The organism is Flavobacterium esculini, assembly GCF_048284325.1.
Classification (GTDB): domain Bacteria; phylum Bacteroidota; class Bacteroidia; order Flavobacteriales; family Flavobacteriaceae; genus Flavobacterium.
Window position 1 is genome coordinate 108793 of sequence record NZ_JBLVPI010000002.1, and the last position, 22172, is coordinate 130964.

Annotated in this window: 14 protein-coding genes; 8 read left to right on the forward strand and 6 right to left on the reverse strand. The window is 33.0% G+C overall.

What is annotated here, in order from left to right:
* The first annotated feature begins 1 nt into the window (after nucleotide 1).
* The 5 genes from ACNQGG_RS02215 to queG all read left to right on the forward strand — a co-directional run bounded on the left by ACNQGG_RS02215 (nucleotide 2) and on the right by queG (nucleotide 6635).
* Nucleotides 2-1354 (forward strand): quinol:cytochrome C oxidoreductase, encoded by a 1353-nt coding sequence (locus ACNQGG_RS02215; RefSeq protein ID WP_417961113.1) that lies wholly within the window; start codon nucleotides 2-4, stop codon nucleotides 1352-1354.
* 19 nt (nucleotides 1355-1373) lie between these two features.
* Nucleotides 1374-2528: a cytochrome c oxidase subunit II gene (locus ACNQGG_RS02220; protein ID WP_417961115.1), complete on the forward strand. Its 1155-nt coding sequence runs from the start codon at nucleotides 1374-1376 to the stop codon at nucleotides 2526-2528.
* Between the two features lie 28 nt (nucleotides 2529-2556).
* Nucleotides 2557-4353: a cytochrome c oxidase subunit I gene (locus ACNQGG_RS02225; RefSeq protein WP_417961117.1), complete on the forward strand. Its 1797-nt coding sequence runs from the start codon at nucleotides 2557-2559 to the stop codon at nucleotides 4351-4353.
* A 156-nt stretch (nucleotides 4354-4509) separates the two neighbouring features.
* Nucleotides 4510-5532, forward strand: a complete 1023-nt coding sequence (gene ruvB, locus ACNQGG_RS02230) for a Holliday junction branch migration DNA helicase RuvB (protein ID WP_416849403.1) — start codon at nucleotides 4510-4512, stop codon at nucleotides 5530-5532.
* A 149-nt stretch (nucleotides 5533-5681) separates the two neighbouring features.
* The gene (gene queG / locus ACNQGG_RS02235) at nucleotides 5682-6635 is read left to right on the forward strand and encodes a tRNA epoxyqueuosine(34) reductase QueG (RefSeq protein ID WP_417961120.1); all 954 of its coding nucleotides are present in this window, start codon (nucleotides 5682-5684) and stop codon (nucleotides 6633-6635) included.
* Between the two features lie 37 nt (nucleotides 6636-6672).
* Here the strand turns inward: queG and ACNQGG_RS02240 are convergent, their stop codons facing one another.
* From ACNQGG_RS02240 to ACNQGG_RS02265, 6 genes are all read right to left on the reverse strand, one after another.
* Nucleotides 6673-7698 (reverse strand): LacI family DNA-binding transcriptional regulator, encoded by a 1026-nt coding sequence (locus ACNQGG_RS02240; protein ID WP_417961122.1) that lies wholly within the window; start codon nucleotides 7696-7698, stop codon nucleotides 6673-6675.
* A 241-nt stretch (nucleotides 7699-7939) separates the two neighbouring features.
* On the reverse strand, nucleotides 7940-8959 hold the full coding sequence (locus ACNQGG_RS02245; RefSeq protein WP_417961124.1) for a LacI family DNA-binding transcriptional regulator: 1020 nt from the start codon (nucleotides 8957-8959) through the stop codon (nucleotides 7940-7942).
* Nucleotides 8960-9086: 127 nt separating this feature from the next.
* Entirely contained in the window at nucleotides 9087-10832 is a 1746-nt protein-coding gene (locus tag ACNQGG_RS02250; protein WP_417961126.1) for a glycoside hydrolase family 13 protein, read from the reverse strand.
* Nucleotides 10833-10868: 36 nt separating this feature from the next.
* The gene (locus ACNQGG_RS02255; protein WP_417961128.1) at nucleotides 10869-11777 is read right to left on the reverse strand and encodes a carbohydrate kinase family protein; all 909 of its coding nucleotides are present in this window, start codon (nucleotides 11775-11777) and stop codon (nucleotides 10869-10871) included.
* A complete protein-coding gene (locus ACNQGG_RS02260; protein ID WP_417961130.1) occupies nucleotides 11770-13101 on the reverse strand; it encodes a sugar porter family MFS transporter in 1332 nt (443 codons plus the stop codon). Before ACNQGG_RS02260 ends, ACNQGG_RS02255 begins: the two co-directional genes overlap by 8 nt.
* Before the next feature lie 51 nt (nucleotides 13102-13152).
* Nucleotides 13153-14748 carry a glycoside hydrolase family 32 protein gene (locus tag ACNQGG_RS02265; RefSeq protein WP_417961132.1) on the reverse strand — a complete coding sequence of 532 codons (1596 nt, stop codon included), beginning with the start codon at nucleotides 14746-14748 and terminating at the stop codon, nucleotides 13153-13155.
* Nucleotides 14749-14945: 197 nt separating this feature from the next.
* Here ACNQGG_RS02265 and ACNQGG_RS02270 point away from each other — a divergent pair, with 197 nt between their 5' ends.
* From ACNQGG_RS02270 to ACNQGG_RS02280, 3 genes are all read left to right on the forward strand, one after another.
* Nucleotides 14946-16952, forward strand: a complete 2007-nt coding sequence (locus ACNQGG_RS02270; RefSeq protein WP_417961134.1) for a glycosyl hydrolase family 95 catalytic domain-containing protein — start codon at nucleotides 14946-14948, stop codon at nucleotides 16950-16952.
* Nucleotides 16953-17523: 571 nt separating this feature from the next.
* Nucleotides 17524-20496, forward strand: a complete 2973-nt coding sequence (locus tag ACNQGG_RS02275; protein WP_417961136.1) for a SusC/RagA family TonB-linked outer membrane protein — start codon at nucleotides 17524-17526, stop codon at nucleotides 20494-20496.
* A 10-nt stretch (nucleotides 20497-20506) separates the two neighbouring features.
* Complete coding sequence (locus ACNQGG_RS02280; protein WP_417961138.1) at nucleotides 20507-22021, forward strand: RagB/SusD family nutrient uptake outer membrane protein; 1515 nt, start codon at nucleotides 20507-20509, stop codon at nucleotides 22019-22021.
* Nucleotides 22022-22172 lie beyond the last annotated feature (151 nt).

The following is a 22172-nucleotide window of genomic DNA, read 5'->3' on the forward strand; positions in this document are numbered from 1 at the left end:
TATGTATACATTTTCAAGTAAATTAAAAACATTTTCTTTTGTCTTAATGGCTGTTGGCCTTTTAGGGATAGGATATGGTTTTTTAACTGCACCAAAAGATATTCAAGAAGTTGAAAAACTACTTGCTGCTGAAACTCATGAAGGTCATGGTGAAGCAAAGCATGAAGTTGCAACTGCAGCTACAGAAGCTCATCATGAAGTTAGTAAGGATGACGAAGTTAAAGAAGAAGCGGAACATAAAGAACATTCAATCCATGTTTTGAAGCAACTACAAAATAAGCCTTGGGCTTCATTATATGTTGCTTGTATTTTCTTTATGCTTATTGCTATGGGAGTCTTAGCTTTTTATGCAATACAACAAGTTGCTCAAGCAGGCTGGTCTCCAGTTTTGTTTAGAGTTATGCAAGGTATAACGGCATATTTGCCTGTGGGTTCAATTATATTTTTTGTAATTCTTATAATTTGTGGATTACATATTTTTCCTTCAAATAGTTTATTTATTTGGTTAGATCCTGAAGTAGTAGCCCATGATAAAATAATTGCTAATAAATCAGGGTATCTTAATTTCCCTTTTTGGATAGTAAGAGCTGCAATTTTCCTAGCAGGTTGGAATTTATATCGTTATTTTTCTGCTAAAAACTGTGTAGCTCAAGATCAAGCTAATGATGATCTTTGGTACAAAAAGAATTTTAATATCTCAGCAGGTTTTTTAGTTTTCTTTATTGTCACTGAATCCATTATGTCTTGGGATTGGATTATGTCTATCGATCCACACTGGTCTAGTACTTTATTTGGATGGTATGTTTTTGCTAGTTTCTTCGTAAGCGGAATTACTATGATTGCAATGGTAACGTTGTATTTGAAGTCTAGAGGTTATTTAGAACATGTTAATACAAGTCATATTCATGATTTAGCTAAGTTCATGTTTGGAATCAGTGTATTTTGGACTTACTTATGGTTTTCACAATTCATGTTGATTTGGTATGCTAATATTCCTGAAGAGATAACTTATTTTGTAACAAGAATAGAATTATATAACCTTCCATTTTTTGGTGCGGTAGTTATGAACTTCTTGTTTCCAATATTGATTTTAGTAAATACTGACTTCAAAAGAATAACTTGGATTTTAGTTATGGCAGGTATAGTAATCTTATTAGGACATTACATTGATTTCTTTAATATGATTATGCCTGGAACGGTAGGGGATAGATGGTTTATTGGTGTATCTGAAATTGCATCTGTTCTTTTCTTCCTAGGATTATTTATATATGTTGTTTTTACAGCATTAACTAAATCTCCTTTGTTACCAAAAAGAAATCCATATATAGAAGAAAGTAAACATTTCCATTATTAATATTTAAAGAAAAAAACAGATGACAAGTTTGTTGGTAATTATAGTTTTAGTTTTATTAGCTGTTGCTTTATGGCAATTGACTAAAATATTCGACCTAACTCAAGTAGGATCAAATCCGGATAGTTCTCAAGTAGCTACGGATAATGATAATAATGTACAGGGTTATTTAATGTTCGGCTTCTTAGCATTTATTTACATTTTCACAATCTATGGATTGTTTAAATGGGGTCCACTCGTACTTCATACTCCAGCTTCAGAGCATGGGTCTCTTGTAGATAGTCTTATGAATATTACTTGGGTTTTGATTTTTATTGTTCAGGCAATCACGCAAGTTTTGTTGCATTATTTTGCCTTTAAATACAGAGGTAAAAAAGATCAAAAAGCATTGTACTTTGCTGATAATAATAAACTAGAGGCGATTTGGAGTGTTATTCCGGCGGTAGTTCTTGCAGGTTTAATTCTTTATGGTCTTTATGCTTGGACTAATATCATGTTTATTGATGATGAAGAGGATACCGTTGTAATTGAATTATATGCACAACAATTTAAATGGACTGCACGATATGCAGGAAATGATAATGTTTTGGGTAAAGCTAACGTTAGATATATTGAGGGTGTTAACACGCTTGGTGTTGATTTAGGGGATCCTTATTCTCAAGATGATATAGTTGTTTCCGAATTGCATATACCTAAAGGAAAAAAAATACATTTTAAAATGCGTTCTCAGGATGTTTTACACTCTGCTTACATGCCTTATTTTAGAGCTCAAATGAATTGTGTTCCCGGAATGGTTACTGAATTTGCTTTTACTCCAATTTATACTACAGCTGAATATAGAGATTTACCTTTTATGATTGAAAAGGTAGCCCATATTAATGATCTTAGATCTAAGAAAAGTATAGAGTTAGTTGCTAATGGTGAAACAGCTTTGGATCCTTACACTTTTGATTATCTGTTATTATGTAACAAAATTTGTGGAGCTTCTCATTACAATATGCAAATGAAAATTGTTGTTGATACTCCGGAAGAGTACAAAAAATGGTTAAGTGATAAAGCAGTATTAGTTCAAGAGGTTAAAGCTGCCAATGCACCTGCTCCAGTAGAAGGGAGAACTGGTAAAGATTCTACTGGTGCCAAAGACACCGCAGCTATTGCTAAAATAGCTATGAAATAATTATTAAGAAAATTTAAAGTATACACATATGTCAGCAGAAGGTCACGATCAAGCACACGATCACGAACACGAACATCACCATAAAGACACTTTTATTACTAAATATATCTTTAGTATTGATCACAAAATGATTGCCAAACAATACTTGATAACAGGTATTATTATGGGAGTAATAGGTGTGGGTATGTCTATGCTTTTTAGAATGCAATTGGCATGGCCAGAACAATCATTTAAAATATTCAATATATTATTGGGTGATAAATTTGCTCCAGACGGAGTTATGGCAAATGATATTTATTTGGCATTAGTTACTATTCATGGAACAATAATGGTTTTCTTTGTTCTTACCGCCGGATTAAGTGGTACTTTTAGTAACCTGCTAATACCACTTCAAATTGGTGCTCGAGATATGGCATCAGGTTTTATGAATATGATTTCGTATTGGTTATTCTTTTTATCAAGTGTAATCATGATTAGTTCATTATTTGTTGAGGCAGGACCTGCTTCAGCTGGTTGGACTATTTATCCTCCATTGAGTGCGCTTCCACAAGCGATTCCTGGTTCTGGTATGGGTATGACTCTATGGTTGGTTTCTATGGCTATATTTATTGCTTCATCATTAATGGGGTCATTAAATTATGTTGTTACTGTAATAAATCTTAGAACTAAAGGAATGTCAATGACAAGATTGCCTCTTACTATTTGGGCTTTCTTTGTAACTGCAATTATTGGTATCGTTTCTTTTCCAGTTTTATTATCAGCTGCTTTATTGTTGATTTTTGACAGAAGTTTTGGAACTTCATTCTTCTTATCTGATATTTATATTGCAGGTGAAGTTTTACATTATCAAGGTGGTTCTCCAGTTTTGTTTGAGCACTTATTTTGGTTCTTAGGACATCCTGAAGTTTATATTGTATTATTACCAGCTTTAGGAATCACATCTGAAGTTATTGCAACTAATTCTCGTAAACCAATTTTTGGTTATAGAGCGATGATTATGTCAATTTTGGCAATCGCATTCTTATCAACAATTGTTTGGGGTCATCATATGTTTATCTCGGGTATGAATCCATTTTTAGGATCTGTATTTACATTTACGACTTTGTTAATTGCGATTCCTTCTGCCGTGAAAGCTTTTAATTATATTACAACACTTTGGAAAGGAAATTTACAGTTGAACCCAGCGATGTTGTTTTCAATTGGTTTAGTTTCTACTTTCATAACAGGTGGTTTAACAGGTATTATCCTTGGAGATAGTACATTGGATATCAATGTTCACGATACCTATTTTGTAGTGGCTCACTTCCATTTAGTGATGGGTATTTCTGCTCTTTATGGTATGTTTGCCGGTATTTATCACTGGTTTCCAAAAATGTTTGGAAGAATGCTTAATAAAAACTTAGGTTATGTTCACTTTTGGGTAACTGCTATTTGTGCTTATGGTGTGTTTTTTCCAATGCACTTTATTGGATTAGCTGGTTTGCCAAGACGTTATTACACGAACACTAATTTTCCATTGTTTGACGACTTACAAAATGTAAATGTTCTTATTACTACTTTTGCATTAATTGGAGGAGCATTTCAATTGGTTTTCTTATATAATTTTTTTAGTAGTATTTTCTACGGTAAAAGAACAGTTCAAAATCCTTGGAAATCAAATACACTAGAGTGGACTGCACCAGTGGAGCATATCCATGGTAACTGGCCAGGAGAAATTCCTGAAGTTCACCGTTGGCCATATGATTACAGTAACCCTGCTCATGATGAAGATTTTGTGCCTCAAAATGTTCCCATGAAAGAAGGTGAAGAAGTTTTACACCATTAATCGAAATATATATAGCCTCTGCGAAAGTAGAGGCTTTTTTATTTTATAACGGTATGATAATTATCTATTTAGTTTTACAGTTGTTTTCATTAATAATTTTTATAAAGTCTTCAAAGGGAATTCTGCCAAACTAAATACTTTCTTTATCTTTGTTGAATGAATGAAAATTTAGATCCAACGACAAACGGTTATAATGCAGATGAGCTTGATCTTGAAAAAAAATTAAGACCGCTTTCATTCGATGATTTTGCCGGTCAAGACCAAATATTAGAAAATTTAAAAGTTTTTGTTCAAGCAGCAAATCAAAGAAATGAAGCACTTGATCACACCCTTTTTCATGGTCCTCCAGGTTTAGGAAAAACAACTTTGGCGAATATTCTTGCCAATGAGTTGCAAGTGGGTATAAAAATTACTTCAGGACCTGTTTTAGACAAACCAGGTGATTTAGCTGGGTTGTTGACCAATCTAGAAGAAAGGGATGTCTTGTTCATTGATGAAATCCATCGTTTAAGTCCCATAGTTGAAGAGTATTTGTATTCAGCAATGGAAGACTTCAAGATTGATATAATGATAGAATCTGGGCCAAATGCAAGAACAGTCCAAATTAATCTAAATCCATTTACTTTAATTGGTGCAACAACTCGTTCTGGACTATTGACAGCGCCCATGAGAGCTCGTTTTGGAATATCCTCACGCCTGCAATATTATACAACGGAGTTATTAACTACAATTGTAGAACGAAGCGCCGCTATTTTCAAAATGCCTATCACTATGGAAGCTGCAATCGAAATTGCAGGTAGAAGTAGAGGAACGCCCCGTATTGCCAATGCATTATTGCGTCGGGTTCGTGATTTTGCCCAAATAAAAGGGAATGGTAAAATTGACATCGAAATTGCTCGTTATGCGCTGAAAGCTTTAAATGTAGATGCTCATGGATTAGATGAAATGGACAATAAAATTTTAACTACTATTATCGATAAGTTCAAAGGCGGACCTGTTGGTTTATCAACTTTGGCGACAGCCGTGTCCGAAAGTAGTGAAACAATCGAGGAAGTTTACGAGCCGTTTCTTATTCAAGAAGGATTTATCATGAGAACCCCAAGGGGTAGAGAAGTTACTGACAAGGCCTATAAACATTTGGGTAAATTAAATACGAATATTCAAGGCGGATTGTTTTAATTTTGTGAGCTATTTACTTCGTCAGTTCGTTACCTCTTGTCCTGCTATTCGCTATATCTATCTCGTGAAAAACAAGATAGGATGCCACTTCAAACGAAGTTCACTGAACTTCCATAAAATAGTAGCTAAGTAAAGTAATCAGGGCTAGTTTGAATAAACTATTAATTTTTAACTTTTGCGTCATAATTCAAAAATCTAAATACACACAATTCATAAAATCGGAAGCTAAACGCCTCGGTTTTTTGGCTTGTGGTATTTCGAAAGCCCAGTTTTTAGAAGAGGAAGCGCCACGCTTAGAAAATTGGTTAAATAGAAATAGAAATGGTGAAATGGCATACATGGAAAATCATTTTGACAAACGTTTAAATCCAGTCTTACTTGTCGATGATGCTAAAAGCGTAGTTTCTCTTTTATTAAATTATTATCCCGAGGAACTTCAAAATCCGGATTCTTATAAAATTTCAAAATATGCTTATGGACAAGATTATCATTTTGTCATTAAGGAAAAGCTTAAAGAATTTTTATTTTCGATTCAGTCAACAATTGGTGAAGTTTCTGGGCGTGCCTTTGTTGATTCAGCACCAGTTCTAGACAAGGCTTGGGCTGCCAAAAGTGGTTTGGGCTGGATTGGTAAAAACAGTAATTTGCTGACTCAAAAAGTAGGTTCTTTTTATTTTATTGCCGAACTAATTATCGACTTAGATTTAGAGCATGATAATGCTACATCAGATCATTGTGGGACTTGTACTGCTTGTATTGATGCTTGTCCAACTGAAGCGATTATAGGACCCTATATTGTAGATGGCAGTAAATGTATTTCTTATTTTACAATAGAGTTAAAAGAGAATATTCCTCAAGAGATGAAAGAAAAATTTGATGATTGGGCTTTTGGTTGTGATGTTTGTCAAGACGTTTGTCCGTGGAATAAGTTTTCAAAAGCTCATAACGAGCCTTTGTTTAGGCCAAATCCTGAATTGCTTTCCATGTCCAAAAAAGATTGGAAAGAAATTACAGAAGAAACATTTAGAGTTGTGTTTAAAAATTCGCCACTTAAAAGAGCAAAATTTCAAGGAATGAAACGAAATATTGAATTTTTAGAGTAATTTGATATTTTAGATCAGCTAATTTAAGTTAAGCAAATTAATTCTTTATAGAAGATTCTCTAATAATAACACTTGTTTCTAATTCAATAGTTCTTGGTGTAAAAGGAATTCCTTCTTTATGACAATTCATTTCTTCTAATAATAAATTAAAAGACTCAATTCCCATTTCATGGCTTGGCTGATCTATAGTGCTCAATTTAGGGGTCAGTACTTGTGACATAAACCAATTGCTAAAACCAATTACAGCAACTTGTTGAGGAACTTTAATTTTGTTGTCATTAAAATGAGATAATACACCTACTGCAACCAAATCAGTAACTGCAAATACTCCGTCAACATCAGGATGATCTTTTATTATTTGTTTTGCGAAATCTACTCCTTCCTGAAAAGACACGGTTTCACAGGTATAAACTAATTTGGTATCAAAAAGGATATTATTTTTTTCTAAAGCTTTTTTATATCCTATATAACGGTCAATTGAATTTTGGGGGTTTAAAGGGCCGCGGATATGGACGATTTTTTTACAGCCATTGTCTATTAAGTGTTGAACAGCGTTAAATGCTGCTTTTTGGTCATCTATAATTACTTTTGAGCAAGAAATTAGTTTGTTTATTTTATCAAACATTACAAAAGGAATATTCCTGTTGATTATTTCTTTTAAGTGATCGTCGTTATTTGATTCGTTAGAAAGTGAAATAATAATTCCATCAACTCTTTTCTTGATCAGAAGTTCTACTTGTTTTTTTTCTAATTCTAATGACTCATTTGATTGTAGAATAATAACTAAATAGCCATTTTTTTCCGCTTCATCAATAATAGCATTTACCACATTCGAAAAAAAGTGATGCACTACTTCCGGAATAATTAAACCAATAGTTTTTGATTCTTTTGTTCTTAAATTTACGGCAAAGCTGTTAGGTGTATAATGTAGATTTTGAGCAAGATCAATTACTGCTTGTTTCGTTTTTGCACTAACATCAGGATAGTTTTTCAATGCTTTTGAAACAGTTGTTATTGAAATTCCTAATTTTGTTGCAATTTCCTTAAGAGTGATATCTTTCATGAATTGGATTTCTACGTATTTAATTTTATAAAAATATTTTTTAGGAACAGTTTTCTTTGAAATTCGATAAGCCTTTGTCTTAATTAATATTTATTAAAAACGGCTTTACTTTCATATATTCTTTTACAAGATATTAATTTTTATCGTATTTCTGTTTTTTTTATCAAAATAAACAAATTAATACAGATTAGTTAAATTGCGAAATACGTAGTGTGTTGTTTTTATTAAACAGTTAGATTTATTAAGTAGACTGTCTTTCAATTATACTTGTTGCTAATTCAATTGACTGAAAAACTATAGGTAAATTGTTTTTTTTTAAATTAATTTCATCGAATAAAATTGATGCTGATTTTCTTCCAATTTCAAATCCAGGTTGGTCAATCGTTGAAAGTTTTGGACTTATTACACTTGACATAAACCAATTACTAAAACCCAAAACTGCAATCTGTGTTGGAATAGCAATGCCTATTTCATTCAAGTATTTAATAATTCCAACTGCAACTAAATCAGTAACTGCAAAAATAGCATCGATTTCAGGATGTTCATTGACTACTTTTTTTGCGTTTTGATATCCATTTTCAAAATCCATGTTGTTATCACACACATAAACCAGTGACGAGTCATAGATGATGTTATTGTCTTCTAATGCTTTTTTGTATCCTAAAAATCGATCGATGGAATTTTGTGGCAAATAGGAACCTCTAAAATGAGCAATTTTTTTATATCCTTTTTTTATAAGATAACTAACGGCATCATAAGCTGCTTTTCTATCGTTAATAGTTACTTTAGAACAGTTAACAAGTTTCGCAATTTTATCAAAAAGTACGAGTGGAGTATTATGAGAAAGGATTGTCTTTAAATGTTCAAATTCGCCAGTTTCGTTAGATAAAGACATTAAAATTCCATCAACTCTTTTATTCAATAAAAGGTCAATCTGTTTTTTTTCAAACTCAAACTTTTCATTTGATTGTAAAATAATAACCAGGTAATCCCTCTTCTCAGCTTCTTCAAGAATTCCTTGAATAACATTTGAAAAAAAGTCATGAACAAGCGTAGGGATTATCAAACCTATTGTTTTAGACTCTTTTGTTCTTAAGTTTACTGCAAAACTGTTTGGAGTATAGTTTAGCTGATTTGCTAATTCAATAACTGCATTTTTTGTCTTTTCACTTACATCCGAGTAACCTTTCAAAGACTTTGAAACGGTTGTTATAGAAATTCCTAGTTGATTGGCAATTTGTTTGAGAGTGGTGTTATTCATATTTCGATACTCTATAAAAGCCGAATAAAAAACTGCTTCTTGAAAAACGAATTTACAATTTATTTATTGTAATTCAATTTTCAAGAAACAGTTTAATTTTAAATTATGAATTTTATATCTTTTATTATTATTTAAGCTCTATTACGATGGCTTCGTAAGGACGTAAGATGTTATTTTTTAGTTTTTTAGTTCCAGCATAATTATCTAAAATAATTTTAGATTTAGCAACTGAAATCCCTATTTTGTAGGTGCTATTTTTATCGGTAAAATTCAATAACACCAATAATTTTTTACCGTCCAGTTCTCTTGTGTAAGCATATACATTTGGATTTTCTTTGTCTAATAATGTATATTTTCCATAAACAAGCGTTGGTTCTTTTTTGCGTATTTGTACTAATTTTCTAAAATAATTTAATACTGAATTTGGATCTTTTTCTTCTGCTTCTGCATTTATGGTTTTATAATTTGGATTTACTTTCAGCCATGGTGTTCCACTAGTAAAACCTGCGTTTTGAGTATCATTCCATTGAAAAGGCGTTCTTCCATTTTCTCTAGAAGTTTGTTTTTGACCTTCTAAAAACGCATTCAAATCACCCCCTTTATTTTTTAATCCAATGTATTTGTTGCGAGTGTCAACATCGTGGTAATCATCAATTGAATTGAATCGAATGTTGACCATTCCTAATTCATCTCCATAATAATAGTAAGGAGTTCCTCGCATTGTCATCACAAAAGTAGAAAGCATTTTTGATGAAATTTCTCGAAATTCAGGAGTATCATTACCAAACTTGCTGACCATTCTGGGTTGATCATGATTAGCGAGAAAAATAGAAAGCCAACCTTTGTCTTTAAAGACTTCATCATAACGAGAAAAAATTTCTTTGTATTTTACAAGGCCAAAATCTTTTAAATGTGTACCAATATCAACACTTTCAAAATGGTATGCCATGTTTAATTCTTTTCGGTCTGGATCTACAAATTGCATCGCATCTTCTGGAGAACTACCAGCACCTTCAGCAACGGTCATAATGTCGTATTTACTAAAAACTTCTCTATTCATTTCCTGTAAATATTCATGTAAATGAGGACCGACTCCATAGTATTTTATGATGTTTTTTTCATATCCTTTTGGTAATTCTGGCCAAGTTGTGTCTTTTGAAGCAAATTGAAATGCATCCATTCTAAAACCATCAATGCCTTTGTCTAACCAAAATTTCATGATATCATAGACTTCATACCTGACTTTTGGGTTCTCCCAATTTAAATCAGGTTGTTTTTGAGAAAAATAATGAAGATAATAGGAATCCGTTTGCGTATCATATTTCCAAGCATCACTATTGACGTCAAAAAAGCTCCATCTGTAAGGTGGTTTCCCTTTTTCGGCTGGCCACCAATGGTAATAATCTCTATATTTATTATCTCTGGAGCTTCTGGATTGTTTGAACCATTCATGCTCATCACTACTGTGATTTACCACTAAATCCATGACAAGTTTGATATCTCGCTTGTGCATTTCTTTTAATAAAAGGTCAAAATCTTCCATAGTTCCAAAATCCTTCATAATTTCACGATAATTGCTAATATCATAGCCATTATCATCATTTGGAGAAGTATAAATAGGATTAAGCCAAACTGCATCTATTCCCAGGCTTTTAACATAATCTAACTTGGATATAATTCCTTTTAAATCGCCAACCCCATCGCCATCACTGTCCTTGAAACTTCTAGGATATATTTGATATACAACAGCTTCTTTCCACCATTTGGGATCATTTTTTTGAGTTGTTTTTACTGACATGTTTTGTGCGATTGTGCTTTCAGCCGCGAATAGCATCATAGCTGAAAATAAGCATGATTTGATAATAGGTTTCATGGTTGTTTTTATTAATGGTATCAGGATTATTTGGTGTTATTTTTTTGTAGGGTTCATAAATGCATGAATCGTTTTGTCTGTTATTTTGGGGTTTGCACCTTCATTTTTTGCTACTAAAGCACCCATAGCACAAGCAAAATCAATAGCATTTTGGGGTTCGTCATTGTTTAATAATTTGCAAAGTAATGCGGCTAAAAATGAATCGCCGGAGCCTACAGTATCAATAATATCAATTTTATAGCCACTATTGTAATACATTTTTCCGTTGTAATATAAAACGGCTCCGTGGCTACCTTTGGTTACGCAGACATGTTTTGTATTTGTTTGCTCCGCAATAAAAAGAATGTTTTGTTCCAATGAATGATAAGGAGACTTAAGAAAACTACTTATTTCATACAATTCATCATCATTAAATTTTATAAAATCAGATTGTAGCATTAATCGAATAAGTGCTTCTTTAGTGTAAAATGGTGCCCGTAAATTGACGTCAAATATTTTGTATTTGGCATAATTAATAAGTTCCAACAAAGTAGTAAACGAAATCAAATCCCTGCAAACAAGGCTTCCGTAAACAAATGCATTAGCTTTTTTTACCACATTTTCAATTTCTGGATTGCATTCTATTTTATCCCAAGCAACAGGATAATTGATTGTATAGGATGCTGATCCTCTGTTATCTAATTGGACCAATACCTCACCAGTTGAAAAGGAATCATCGATTTGAATAGTGTTTGTTGATACACCATTCTCTTTGATAAATTCTAGTAATTCTTTGCCTATCATATCATTTCCAACACGGCTTATTATTTGAGCTTTTACTCCTAGTGAAGCTAGTCGAAGAGCCACATTCAAGGGTGCTCCGCCAATTTTTTTATGTGAAGGGAAAACATCAAACAATACTTCTCCAAAACAAACGACGCTGATTTCTTTTTTGATATTATTCATTGTTAAGCATTTTATGTTCTAATTCTTCTAGTGATAATCCTTTAGTTTCGGGCATCATAAATAGTACAAATACCAATTGCAGAACCATCATAAAGGCAAAAAAGGCAAATATAGGCCAAGGGTTTTCTTTAAATAAATCAATTACAACTGGTCCGGCTAAAGTGATTAAAGCTGCAAAAATCCAATGAATTCCAGTCCCAAACGATTGTCCGTTTGCCCTTACATTATTTGGGAATATTTCGGAGATAAATACCCAAATTACAGCTCCTTGTCCTATAGCATGTGAGGCTATAAATAATAAGATGGATACCATTAAAATAATCGAACCTAAATTATTATGAAAAGCCAAAGCTACCATAGTTAAACTCACAATGTATCCAATGGAGCCAATTATCATCAGTTGTTTTCTTCCCAGAACATCTATTAATCGCATACCAATAATAGTAAAAATCAAATTTATTAATCCAATTAATATGGAGTTCATTAAAGATTCTTTCGAGCCTAATCCTGCCATTTCTAATATTTCAGGCGCGTAGTATAAGATAAAATTGATTCCTGATAATTGGTTGAAAAAAGCAAGCAGAAAAGCTAAAATTACCGGTAGTTTATATTTTTTTGAAAAAATGGTTTCTTTGACTGTGGAGTCAATAACATCTTTTTTAATTTCCTCAAAATTTTCTAAAGCTTCTTCTTTAGTATAAATCATTTCCAATACTTTCAAACCAGCAGCATCGTCTCTCTTTTTTAAAATTAACCAGCGTGGACTGTCTGGAATTTTCAAAACAATAATGCTATAAATAAATGCAGGTAAAGCGACTATTCCAATCATCCATCGCCAGTCATTTGCACCAGCAAATCCTTCGAACAAATAATTAGAAAAGAATGCAATTAAGATTCCAAATACAATGTTGAATTGGAATAAAGCAACTAATTTACCTCTGTTTTTTGCTGTGGAAATTTCAGAAATATAGATAGGTGCAGCTACAGAGGAAGCTCCAACGCCGATTCCTCCTATAAAACGGAATAATGAAAAGAGATAAGGATTTGGCGCTAATGCGGAACCTAATGCTGATACTAAAAATAAGATACCAATCCAAAAAAGAGTCTTTTTTCTACCCAATTTATCACATGGTATTCCACCGAATAAGGCACCAAAAACAGTTCCCCACAATGCCATCGACATGATAAAAATGCCATGAAATAATGGGGTGGTGTGCCATAATTCTTTGATTGGCAAATTTGCACCGGATATTACTACAGTGTCAAAGCCAAATAAAAATCCCGCTACAGCTACGGTGAGAGACCAATTTCGAACGTTATTCATTTGTTATGTTTTTGGTTAATAGTTTTTGGTTTTTTATTCGCTAGACGGGTGTTAATTTTTCCAAATTTCTTTTATTTTATTTATAGTAATGGTTTTAATTTCTTGATCTTGATTCGATTGAATGTGTAAAACGGTATAGGGCTTTTTAGGGAAAATTTGTTCTGTAAAACTGTAAATCCCTTCATTTAAGAAAATTTCTATGGAAGACCAATCTAGAAGAATTCGATAATCAATAGTTTCTGAAACAATATTTGGAATTGATGTTTTATGAATTTTTTTTCCAAAATTTTCTTCAAAATTTACTATCCCTGAATGTCGTCTGTCTATGGAAAATGTTTTTTGTGTAGCATCATAATCAATTACTAAAGAATCTTTTGTATTATTAGAAAATATCAGTTTTAGATTCTTTGACTGTGCTTTAAATTTTATTTCTGATTGATTGAGGTTGTTGTGTTTTATAGTGACAGTTTGATTTGCAGTAATGTCTATTTTCTCTTTTGAAAATTCAGAAATCATTTGTTTTTTTAGCTGTTCGACAGGAATGCTTTTTAAAATATAATTCACGCCTAATTTTTCAAGTGAAAGTTCTCTGGGCAGTGTCATGGCACTTCTCCAATTTTTTGTCGGGGTATTTCGGGCATAAAGCCAATTGCTCATCCAACCTATAAATATGCGTTTGTCATTTGGGGCATCATTATAAGTAACTCCTGCATAATTATCTGCTCCATAATCAATCCATTTAGTTTCTTTTTGGGTTGTATAAAAAGTTTTTCCGTCAAAATTGCCAATGAAATATTGCGTACCTGAACCGCCATTTGGGGCTCCTGGATTAATACTTATAAGCAACACCCATTTTTCTTCATTTGAATTAGCTACTTTTAATTTGAAAATATCAGGACATTCCCAAACGCCACCATGAGCACCATGGTTTTTACCAAATTCACTTTCGAATATCCAAGTAATTAGATTTTTTGAACTATAAAATTGAGCATGGTCACCGGCTACTAAAACCAAATTCCAAAGATTAGTTTCGGTGTTCCAGAAAACTTTGGGATCTCTAAAATCTTTTAAACCGGAATTTCCTAAGATTGGATTTCCTTCATATTTTGACCAAGTGTCTCCTTCGTCTAAACTATAGGCCAATCCTTGTGTTTGAAAATTTGTTTTTCCTGTTTTTTCGCCATCCATATTATGATAGGTGAAAATAGCAATCATTGGTGGGTTGGCTTTAGTCCCTAATCCTGAAGAGTTATTTAGGTCCATAACGGCGCTTCCTGAAAAGATGAGTCCTAATTTATCAGGATATAAGGCAATATTCTTGTGTTTCCAATGAATTAAATCCGTACTAGTTGCATGCCCCCAGTGCATTGGTCCCCACACAATATCATTTGGGTAATATTGGTAAAACAAATGATAAACACCTTTATAATACACCATCCCATTAGGATCATTCATCCAGTTTTTTTCTGGAGAAAAATGAAATTGCGGACGAAAAGGTTCTTTATATCTTTTTGAAGAGTCAATTTCTATTTTTTCAGAAGAATTTACAGTAATGATGGTGTTATTTTCTTCTTTTTTACAAGAAAAGATAGATAATAAAGCTCCAAAGAAAAATAAAATGATTAAACTAATACTTGCGAACTTCATTTAAAAAAGGATTTATTTTTATATTATCTCTATAAAAATAGAATTCTTTTTTTAAATTATTCAATCTGTTGTAATCAAAAACGTTTTCGGTAAGTCGAAAACGTTTTCGATTTGTAATCAACGTACTATATGAGATTATTTAATTTTTTAACAAATTAATTATATAAGTTTGAATATATTATTAAAAAATTACAATTATGATTTCAAATTTTAAAAGCCTGATATTCCTGTTTTTCCTGAGTCCAATTGTTTTTGGTCAAACAAAATCAGATGAGTGGCATTTATATGCAAACTCCAGAGAAAATTATTATGGAGTTGCTATGGCAAATGGTCAAATAGGAATTGTTACAGACGATACTCCTTTAAAAACAAAAGAAATAATTCTTAATGGTGTTTACGATGGTAGTCCTGAAAATGGAATAAGCAGAATTGTGAGAGGGATTGAATTTTTAAACTTACACCTAACTATAGACAATCAAGAAATAAAATCGGACAATATCGATAATTGGAGTCAAGTGATTTCTATGAAAGAAGGAACAAGTACCACTTCGTTTACGTTTAAAGATTTTGCAAGTATTAATTATACAATTTTAGCAAATAGAGCGGTTCCATATTCTGCTATGGCAATTGTCGAAATTACTCCTAATAAAGATATCGCGATAAAGGCTTATAATTATATGATTGTCCCTGATGAATTGAAAGAAGCCAAAAGTCAATATCGGGTTTTAAAAGATAATCAATACATGATGCCTGTTTTTGGAACAACTGCAAAAACATTAACAGGTAAGTATATAGTTTCAGCATCGACTACATTTCTTTTTGACGGGCAAAGTGAAACATTGAAGCAAGTAGGAAATGAAGTTGGTTTTTCAAAAAAATTATTGAAAGGAAAAAAATATCGATTTGCCATTGCCGGTGGAATTTGTACTTCAAAAGACATTACCGATCCATTGAACGAATCCGAAAGACAACCTATATACGCATTGCAACAAGGAATTGATAATTTGTTAAATCGTCATAAAGATGCTTGGGCGGAATTATGGAATACAGGAGACATTCAGATCGAAGGAGATTTAGATTCGCAACAACGGGTAAGATTCGCTTTGTATAATTTGTATTCCTTTATTCGTCCGGAAACAAGACAAAGTGTTGCGCCTATGGGATTGTCTTCTCAGGGATATAATGGACATATTTTTTGGGATAGCGAACTCTGGATGTATCCTACACTTTTAGCCTTACAGCCAGATATGGCAAAATCTTGCTTAGATTATCGTTCAGACCGTTTGCAAAAAGCAAAACAAAAAGCTACCATATATGGCTATAAAGGTGCGATGTATCCATGGGAGTCAGATGACACGGGAGAAGAAGCAACGCCAACTTGGGCTTTGACAGGAATCTTTGAACAACATATTACGGCTGATGTTTCGATTGCGTTTTGGAATTATTACGCTTATACACAAGATAAGTCTTGGTTAAGAAAAGAATGGAACGTATTAAAAGAAACTGCTGATTTCTGGGTAAGCCGTGTAGTTAAAAATAAAGATGGAAGTTATTCTATTTTAAATGTTGTTGGTGCGGATGAATATGCACAGCATGTCGATGATAATGCATTCACAAATGCCTCAGCTATTGAATCACTAAAAAATACCATCAAGGCAGCCACAATTTTGAACGAACCAATTGATGCAAAATGGGTAGCAGTATCGGATAAGTTAGCAATTCATGTCGAAAATGGTATTACCCAAAATTACAAAGGATATCAAGGGCAAATTATTAAACAAGCGGATGTTAATTTACTAGCGTATCCTTTACACGTAATCACGGATAAAGATCAAATAAAAAGAGATTTGGAATACTATGCCGAAAAAATTGATAAAAAAGATGGTCCTGCAATGGCTTCAGGAGTTTTATCTGTTTTGTATGCTCGATTAGGAGATAGAGAGAAAGCATATAGTTATTTTGTGAAATCATATTTGCCAAATAGTCGACCTCCTTTTGGGGTATTCTCAGAATCAGCAAATAGTAATAACCCTTATTTTGCAACTGGAGCCGGTGCGATGCTTCAAGCAGTAATTTATGGTTTTGGAGGAGTGGAGCAAACAGACCACGGATTGCAATATAATAAAGGGCTGTTGCCAAAAAAATGGAAGTCTTTAAAAATAATCGGTTTGGGAATGGATAACAAAACTATCACAATAGAATAAATAACACAAAACAATATTTTTAGCCACGAATACACTTTTTAATCTTTCCTAAAGGATTGTAATAAGCAGTGTATTCGTGGTTTTTTCTTGTTTTTAGGTGCCTTTTTAATTTTTCAAAAAGTTAAATTTTTTTAAAATGATATTATTAGGCTGAAGTTTCCTTTTTAGAAACGAGATGTTTATTTTGATTGTAATTAAAATAGTATTTCTAAAGAGAATCAACAAAAAAAGGTCATTGTTTCAATTTGACATTAAAATAATAATAAAAATGATTTATTCGCAATGCTTTTTTGATAAAGCAGGATTGTGTTGATGATAGCGTAGATAAATTTAGATATAAAGGACTTAATATTAAATATTTGTTTTTTTTTAAGTGTTTTTTTTTGTGTTTAATATAATTTTAGTATTAATATTTTGAAGTATTAATTTTTAAAATCGAAAACGTTTTCGGCTTAACGAAAACGTTATAGTTTGTAATTTTCTTAATATTATCATAAAATTAGTATTATGTTTACGACATATTTTAAAACAAACCATTAAAACAAATTATTAACCAACTTATTTATTACGTATGAAAAATAGTCTACTAAAAGGCTTGATGGTGTTTCTAACGATGCTATGTACTAGTTTGACCTATTCGCAAGATGTGTCCGGTACAGTATCTGATGCTAGCGGTCCGCTTCCAGGGGCTTCTATATTAGTTAAAGGAACAACAAATGGAGCACAAACAGATCTCGATGGAAATTTTACTATCAAAAATGTTGGCTCAAACGCAGTTTTGGTTTTCAGTTACATTGGTCTTAAAACTCAAGAAGTAAGTGTAGCAGGAAAAAGCTCAGTGAAAGTAATCTTAAAAGAAGATTCTGCTGAATTAAAAGAAGTAGTAGTTATTGGCTACGGTTCTGTTAAAAAGAAAGATGCAACTGGTGCAGTTGATCAAATTGGAGCGAAAGATTTTGATAATGTAGCTTCTCCTTCACCAGCTCAATTATTGAGAGGTAAGGTAGCGGGTGTGCAAGTAACTCAGTCAAGTGGAGAGCCAGGAGCAGGTGTTGCTATTAGAGTTCGTGGAAACTCTTCTATTCGTTCAGGAAACGGTCCATTAATTGTTATTGATGGTGTGCCATTGGATGGTGGAAATGTTTCTGGTGGTGGAGATGATTTATTAGGTGCTTCTTCAGCTAGAAATCCATTGAATTTTGTGAATCAAAATGATATAGAAAGTATAAGCGTGTTGAAAGATGCTTCTTCTACGGCTATCTATGGTTCTCGTGGTGCTAATGGTGTGATCGTGATTACTACTAAAAAAGGAAAGTCTAAAGAGCCTCAATTAACATATAGTTCTTCAGTGCAATTTAGTAAGATGTCTGGTAAATTTGGTGTGATGGGTGCAGATGAATTTGTTGCTGCAGGTGGAGTTGATAAAGGATCAAGAACTTATGACTGGAAAGATGCCGTTTTGCGTAAAGGTTTCTCTATGAATCATGATTTGTCTTTTAGTAAAACAACTGAAAACTCTAACACTAGAGTATCTTTTGGTGCATCAAATACGAACGGTATTGTTAAAAATTCAGGTTTGGATAAATATTCTGCTTCTGTTTACAATTCGAATGATTTTTTCGGGGGTGCTTTAAAAGTAGAATCAAGATTGATTTATGCATCGTTAAAAGATGAGACTACATTGCTGTCCAATAATGCAGGTTTTATCGGAAATTTAATTGGTACTGCTCTGTATTGGAATCCAACATTACCTATCTATAATGCGAATGGTACTTATAATGTAGTTAGTAATACGTATTTGAATCCAGTACAATTATTAAATGCGTACAAAGATTACACTAACACTAATAAGGTATTAGGAAGTATTAACACAACTTGGAAGATTAATAGCCACTTAAAATATCAATTCTTATTTGGTATTGAAGGGTCTAATTCAAGCAGAAAAAGTCAATTATTGCCAACTATTGATATTTTGAACGTTGCTCAGGCAGCTGTTCCTGGTGGAACTGAAGTAAAACATGGTCAAGCTTCAATCAACAGTCAAAATAAATTCAATAAAACGTTTGAACATACGTTGAATTATAATAATGACTTCGGTGATAACTTTAATTTAGATGCGTTAGTAGGATATTCATATTATGATTATAATGCCGATGGGAATTTCTCAAGTGGTAAAGGATATGATATGGCTCAGACTAACTTGATTGATAATATTGAAGGTGGACTTCAAAATGAGTTTAGAGTTTTTTCTTATAGAAATAGAGTGGAATTGCAATCTTATTTTGGTAGGATTAACGCTACTTTGTACAAAAAATTAATTCTTACTGCTACCTTGCGTTCTGATGGATCTACTAAATTGGGAGTAAATAACAAATATGATTACTTTCCGTCTGCAGGTATCGCTTATAAAGTGGTAGATAGCAAAGAGGGTATCGTAAACAACTTCAAAATTAGAGGAAATTATGGTATTACAGGAAATCAGGAATTTGCGCCAAACTCTGCAATTTCAAGAGGATCTTATGGTATCAATGGTACTTTAAATGTAGATACGAACTCTAATGCAGATTTGAAATGGGAAACTACTAAATCGTATGGTGTGGGAACTGATTTTGAATTGTTTAATAATAAATTGACAGGTTCATTGGATTATTTCCAAAGAGATACTAAGGATTTAATTTTCCCTGTACCTGCAGCTGCTACTCAACCTGGACCACCATCTCCACGTTTCAAAAACTTACCTGGGAATTTAATCAATAAAGGTGTTGAGGTTTCTTTGAGTTATAAAGTAATTGATACGGAAGATTTGACTTGGGACATCTCAGGAAATGCATCTTTCTTAAACAATGAGGTTAAAAACTTTGCTGGTTTCATCTCTACAGGTGGATTGAATGGGCAAGGATTGTCAGATGCTTATGCGCAGGTAATTACGAATAATAAACCGGCATATACATACTATATGTATGAGTGGAGAGGGTATGATGCAAGTGGAAATTCTATCTATGCTGATGCGGCTGGTAATGATACTGGTTTAGGAACAGCAGCTAAAAAATTATTGGACAAACAACCTTTACCAAAAATAAATGTTGGTTTCTCTACTAATCTTGCTTATAAAGGATTTGACGCCAGTGCTTCTTTCTATGGTGCATTTGGTCACTATATCTACAATAATACTACTAATGCTTATTTCTTTAAAGGAGCTTTCCTTGGAGGAAGAAACGTTACTCAAGAGGCAGCTACTTCACCTCAAGCTCAGGGAGATCCAAACTCCCCATCTACTAAATACCTAGAAAAAGGTGATTTCTTAAGAATGGGTAATTTAACTTTTGGTTATACAATTAAGGGAGATGCTTTAGAGAAATATAAAATTAAAACAGCTCGTTTTTATGTAAATGGTTCTAATTTATTCATAATTACTGGTTATTCAGGTTCAGATCCTGAGGTAGATACTGATAAATCTTTGAATGGAGTGCCTTCTGCAGGTATGGAATATTTATCTTACCCAAGAGAAAAAAGTGTGTCTGTTGGACTTAACGTAACATTTTAATTAAAAAACAATGAAAAGAAATAATATTATAAAAAGCATCTTATTTGCCAGTACAATTGTGCTAGGAGTAAGTTGTACCAATCTAGATGAGGAAGTTTTAGACGGAGTAGTTATTAATAATACTGCAGGCGGTACTGTTAATACAGCGTCTTTATTGACTAGTGCCTACAATGGATTAAGAGGTTTTCAGGATCAGGACAAAATGTTCGCTTTAGATGAAATGTCAACTGATGCTTTAGTAGGTCCTACTCGTGGGGGTGACTGGGATGATAATGCAAAATGGAGACAATTGCATACTCACACTTGGGCGCCAGATAACAATGAGATTAGAAATGCATGGAATTCATTACTGTCTCAAGTATACAACTGTAATTTAGTTGTGGAAAACGGTACTGCTTCAGAGGTAGTTCAAGCTCGTTTTTTAAGAGCATTTTATTATTACAATGTAGTTGATTTATACGGACAAGCACCTTACAGAGAGGCGGGGTCTTCATTAGAAGCGGATCCTAAAGTATGGACCAGACAAGAAGCAACTGCTTTTGTAATTAGTGAATTAGAAGCTGTTGTTGGAAGTTTGCCTGCACGTGTTGCTGGCGATGCCAGTATTGCAAACAAAGATGCTGCTCATTTTTTATTAGCTAAATTGTATTTAAATAAAGGGGTTTTCAATGCGGCTGATGCAGCTGGACCTTACGTTTTTGATGCAGCTGATATGACCAAAGTGGTGTCCCATGTTGATGCAATAAGCAGCTCTTTAGCTGCGGATTATTGGGATAACTTTAAACCAAATAATAACACTTCTCCTGAGATATTATTCTCTTCAAAAAATTTAAGAGGTGGTGCAGGTGGAGGTATTCAGTCAAGATGGAGAATGGGTATGCACTACAATCAAACTCCTGATGGATGGAATGGTTTTGCTACTGTAGCTGAATATTATAACAAATTTAATCCGAACGACAGACGTATTAAAAATGCAGATCCGGCTATTATCGCTGCTTTTGGTAACAATGTTGGTTTTCAAGTTGGGCAAATGTACAAACCGGGTGGGTTAATAGCATTAAAAGATAGAAATGGTAATCCATTAGTTTATACTGCAGCTTTGACATTGATTACTGGAGGCGCTACACTTGAAACGGCTGGTATCAGAAGTCAAAAATACATTCCTGATGTTGAAAATTTAGGTACTCCGGAGAATGACTATGAATTAATGCGTTATTCTGATGCTTTACTAATGAAAGCAGAAGCTGTATTAAGAGGTGGTTCAGGGAGCGTTGGTACTATCATGACTGCTATTGCTGCACGATCAGGTCAAGCAGCTTCGCCTGCTACTCTTGATGGTGTATATCTTGAAAGATCTAAAGAATTATGGTATGAAGGATGGAGAAGAAATGATATGATTCGTTTTGGTAAATTCTTGGCAGCAAGAGAACTAAAACCATACGTTTCTGATAAAAGATATGCTTTGTTTCCTATACCAGCAGATGCTTTGTTTAATGCGAATTTAAAACAAAATCCTGGTTACTAAGGGTTTGTTACAATTTATTATGTTTTGAGTTAGTTATAAAGAGGGTATTTATTACCCTCTTTATTTTTTTACACTACACAGTTTTATAATAGTAACTTAAAAAGTTATACTTCATTTACTCAACCTTTGTAATGATAAAGAACAGTTAATT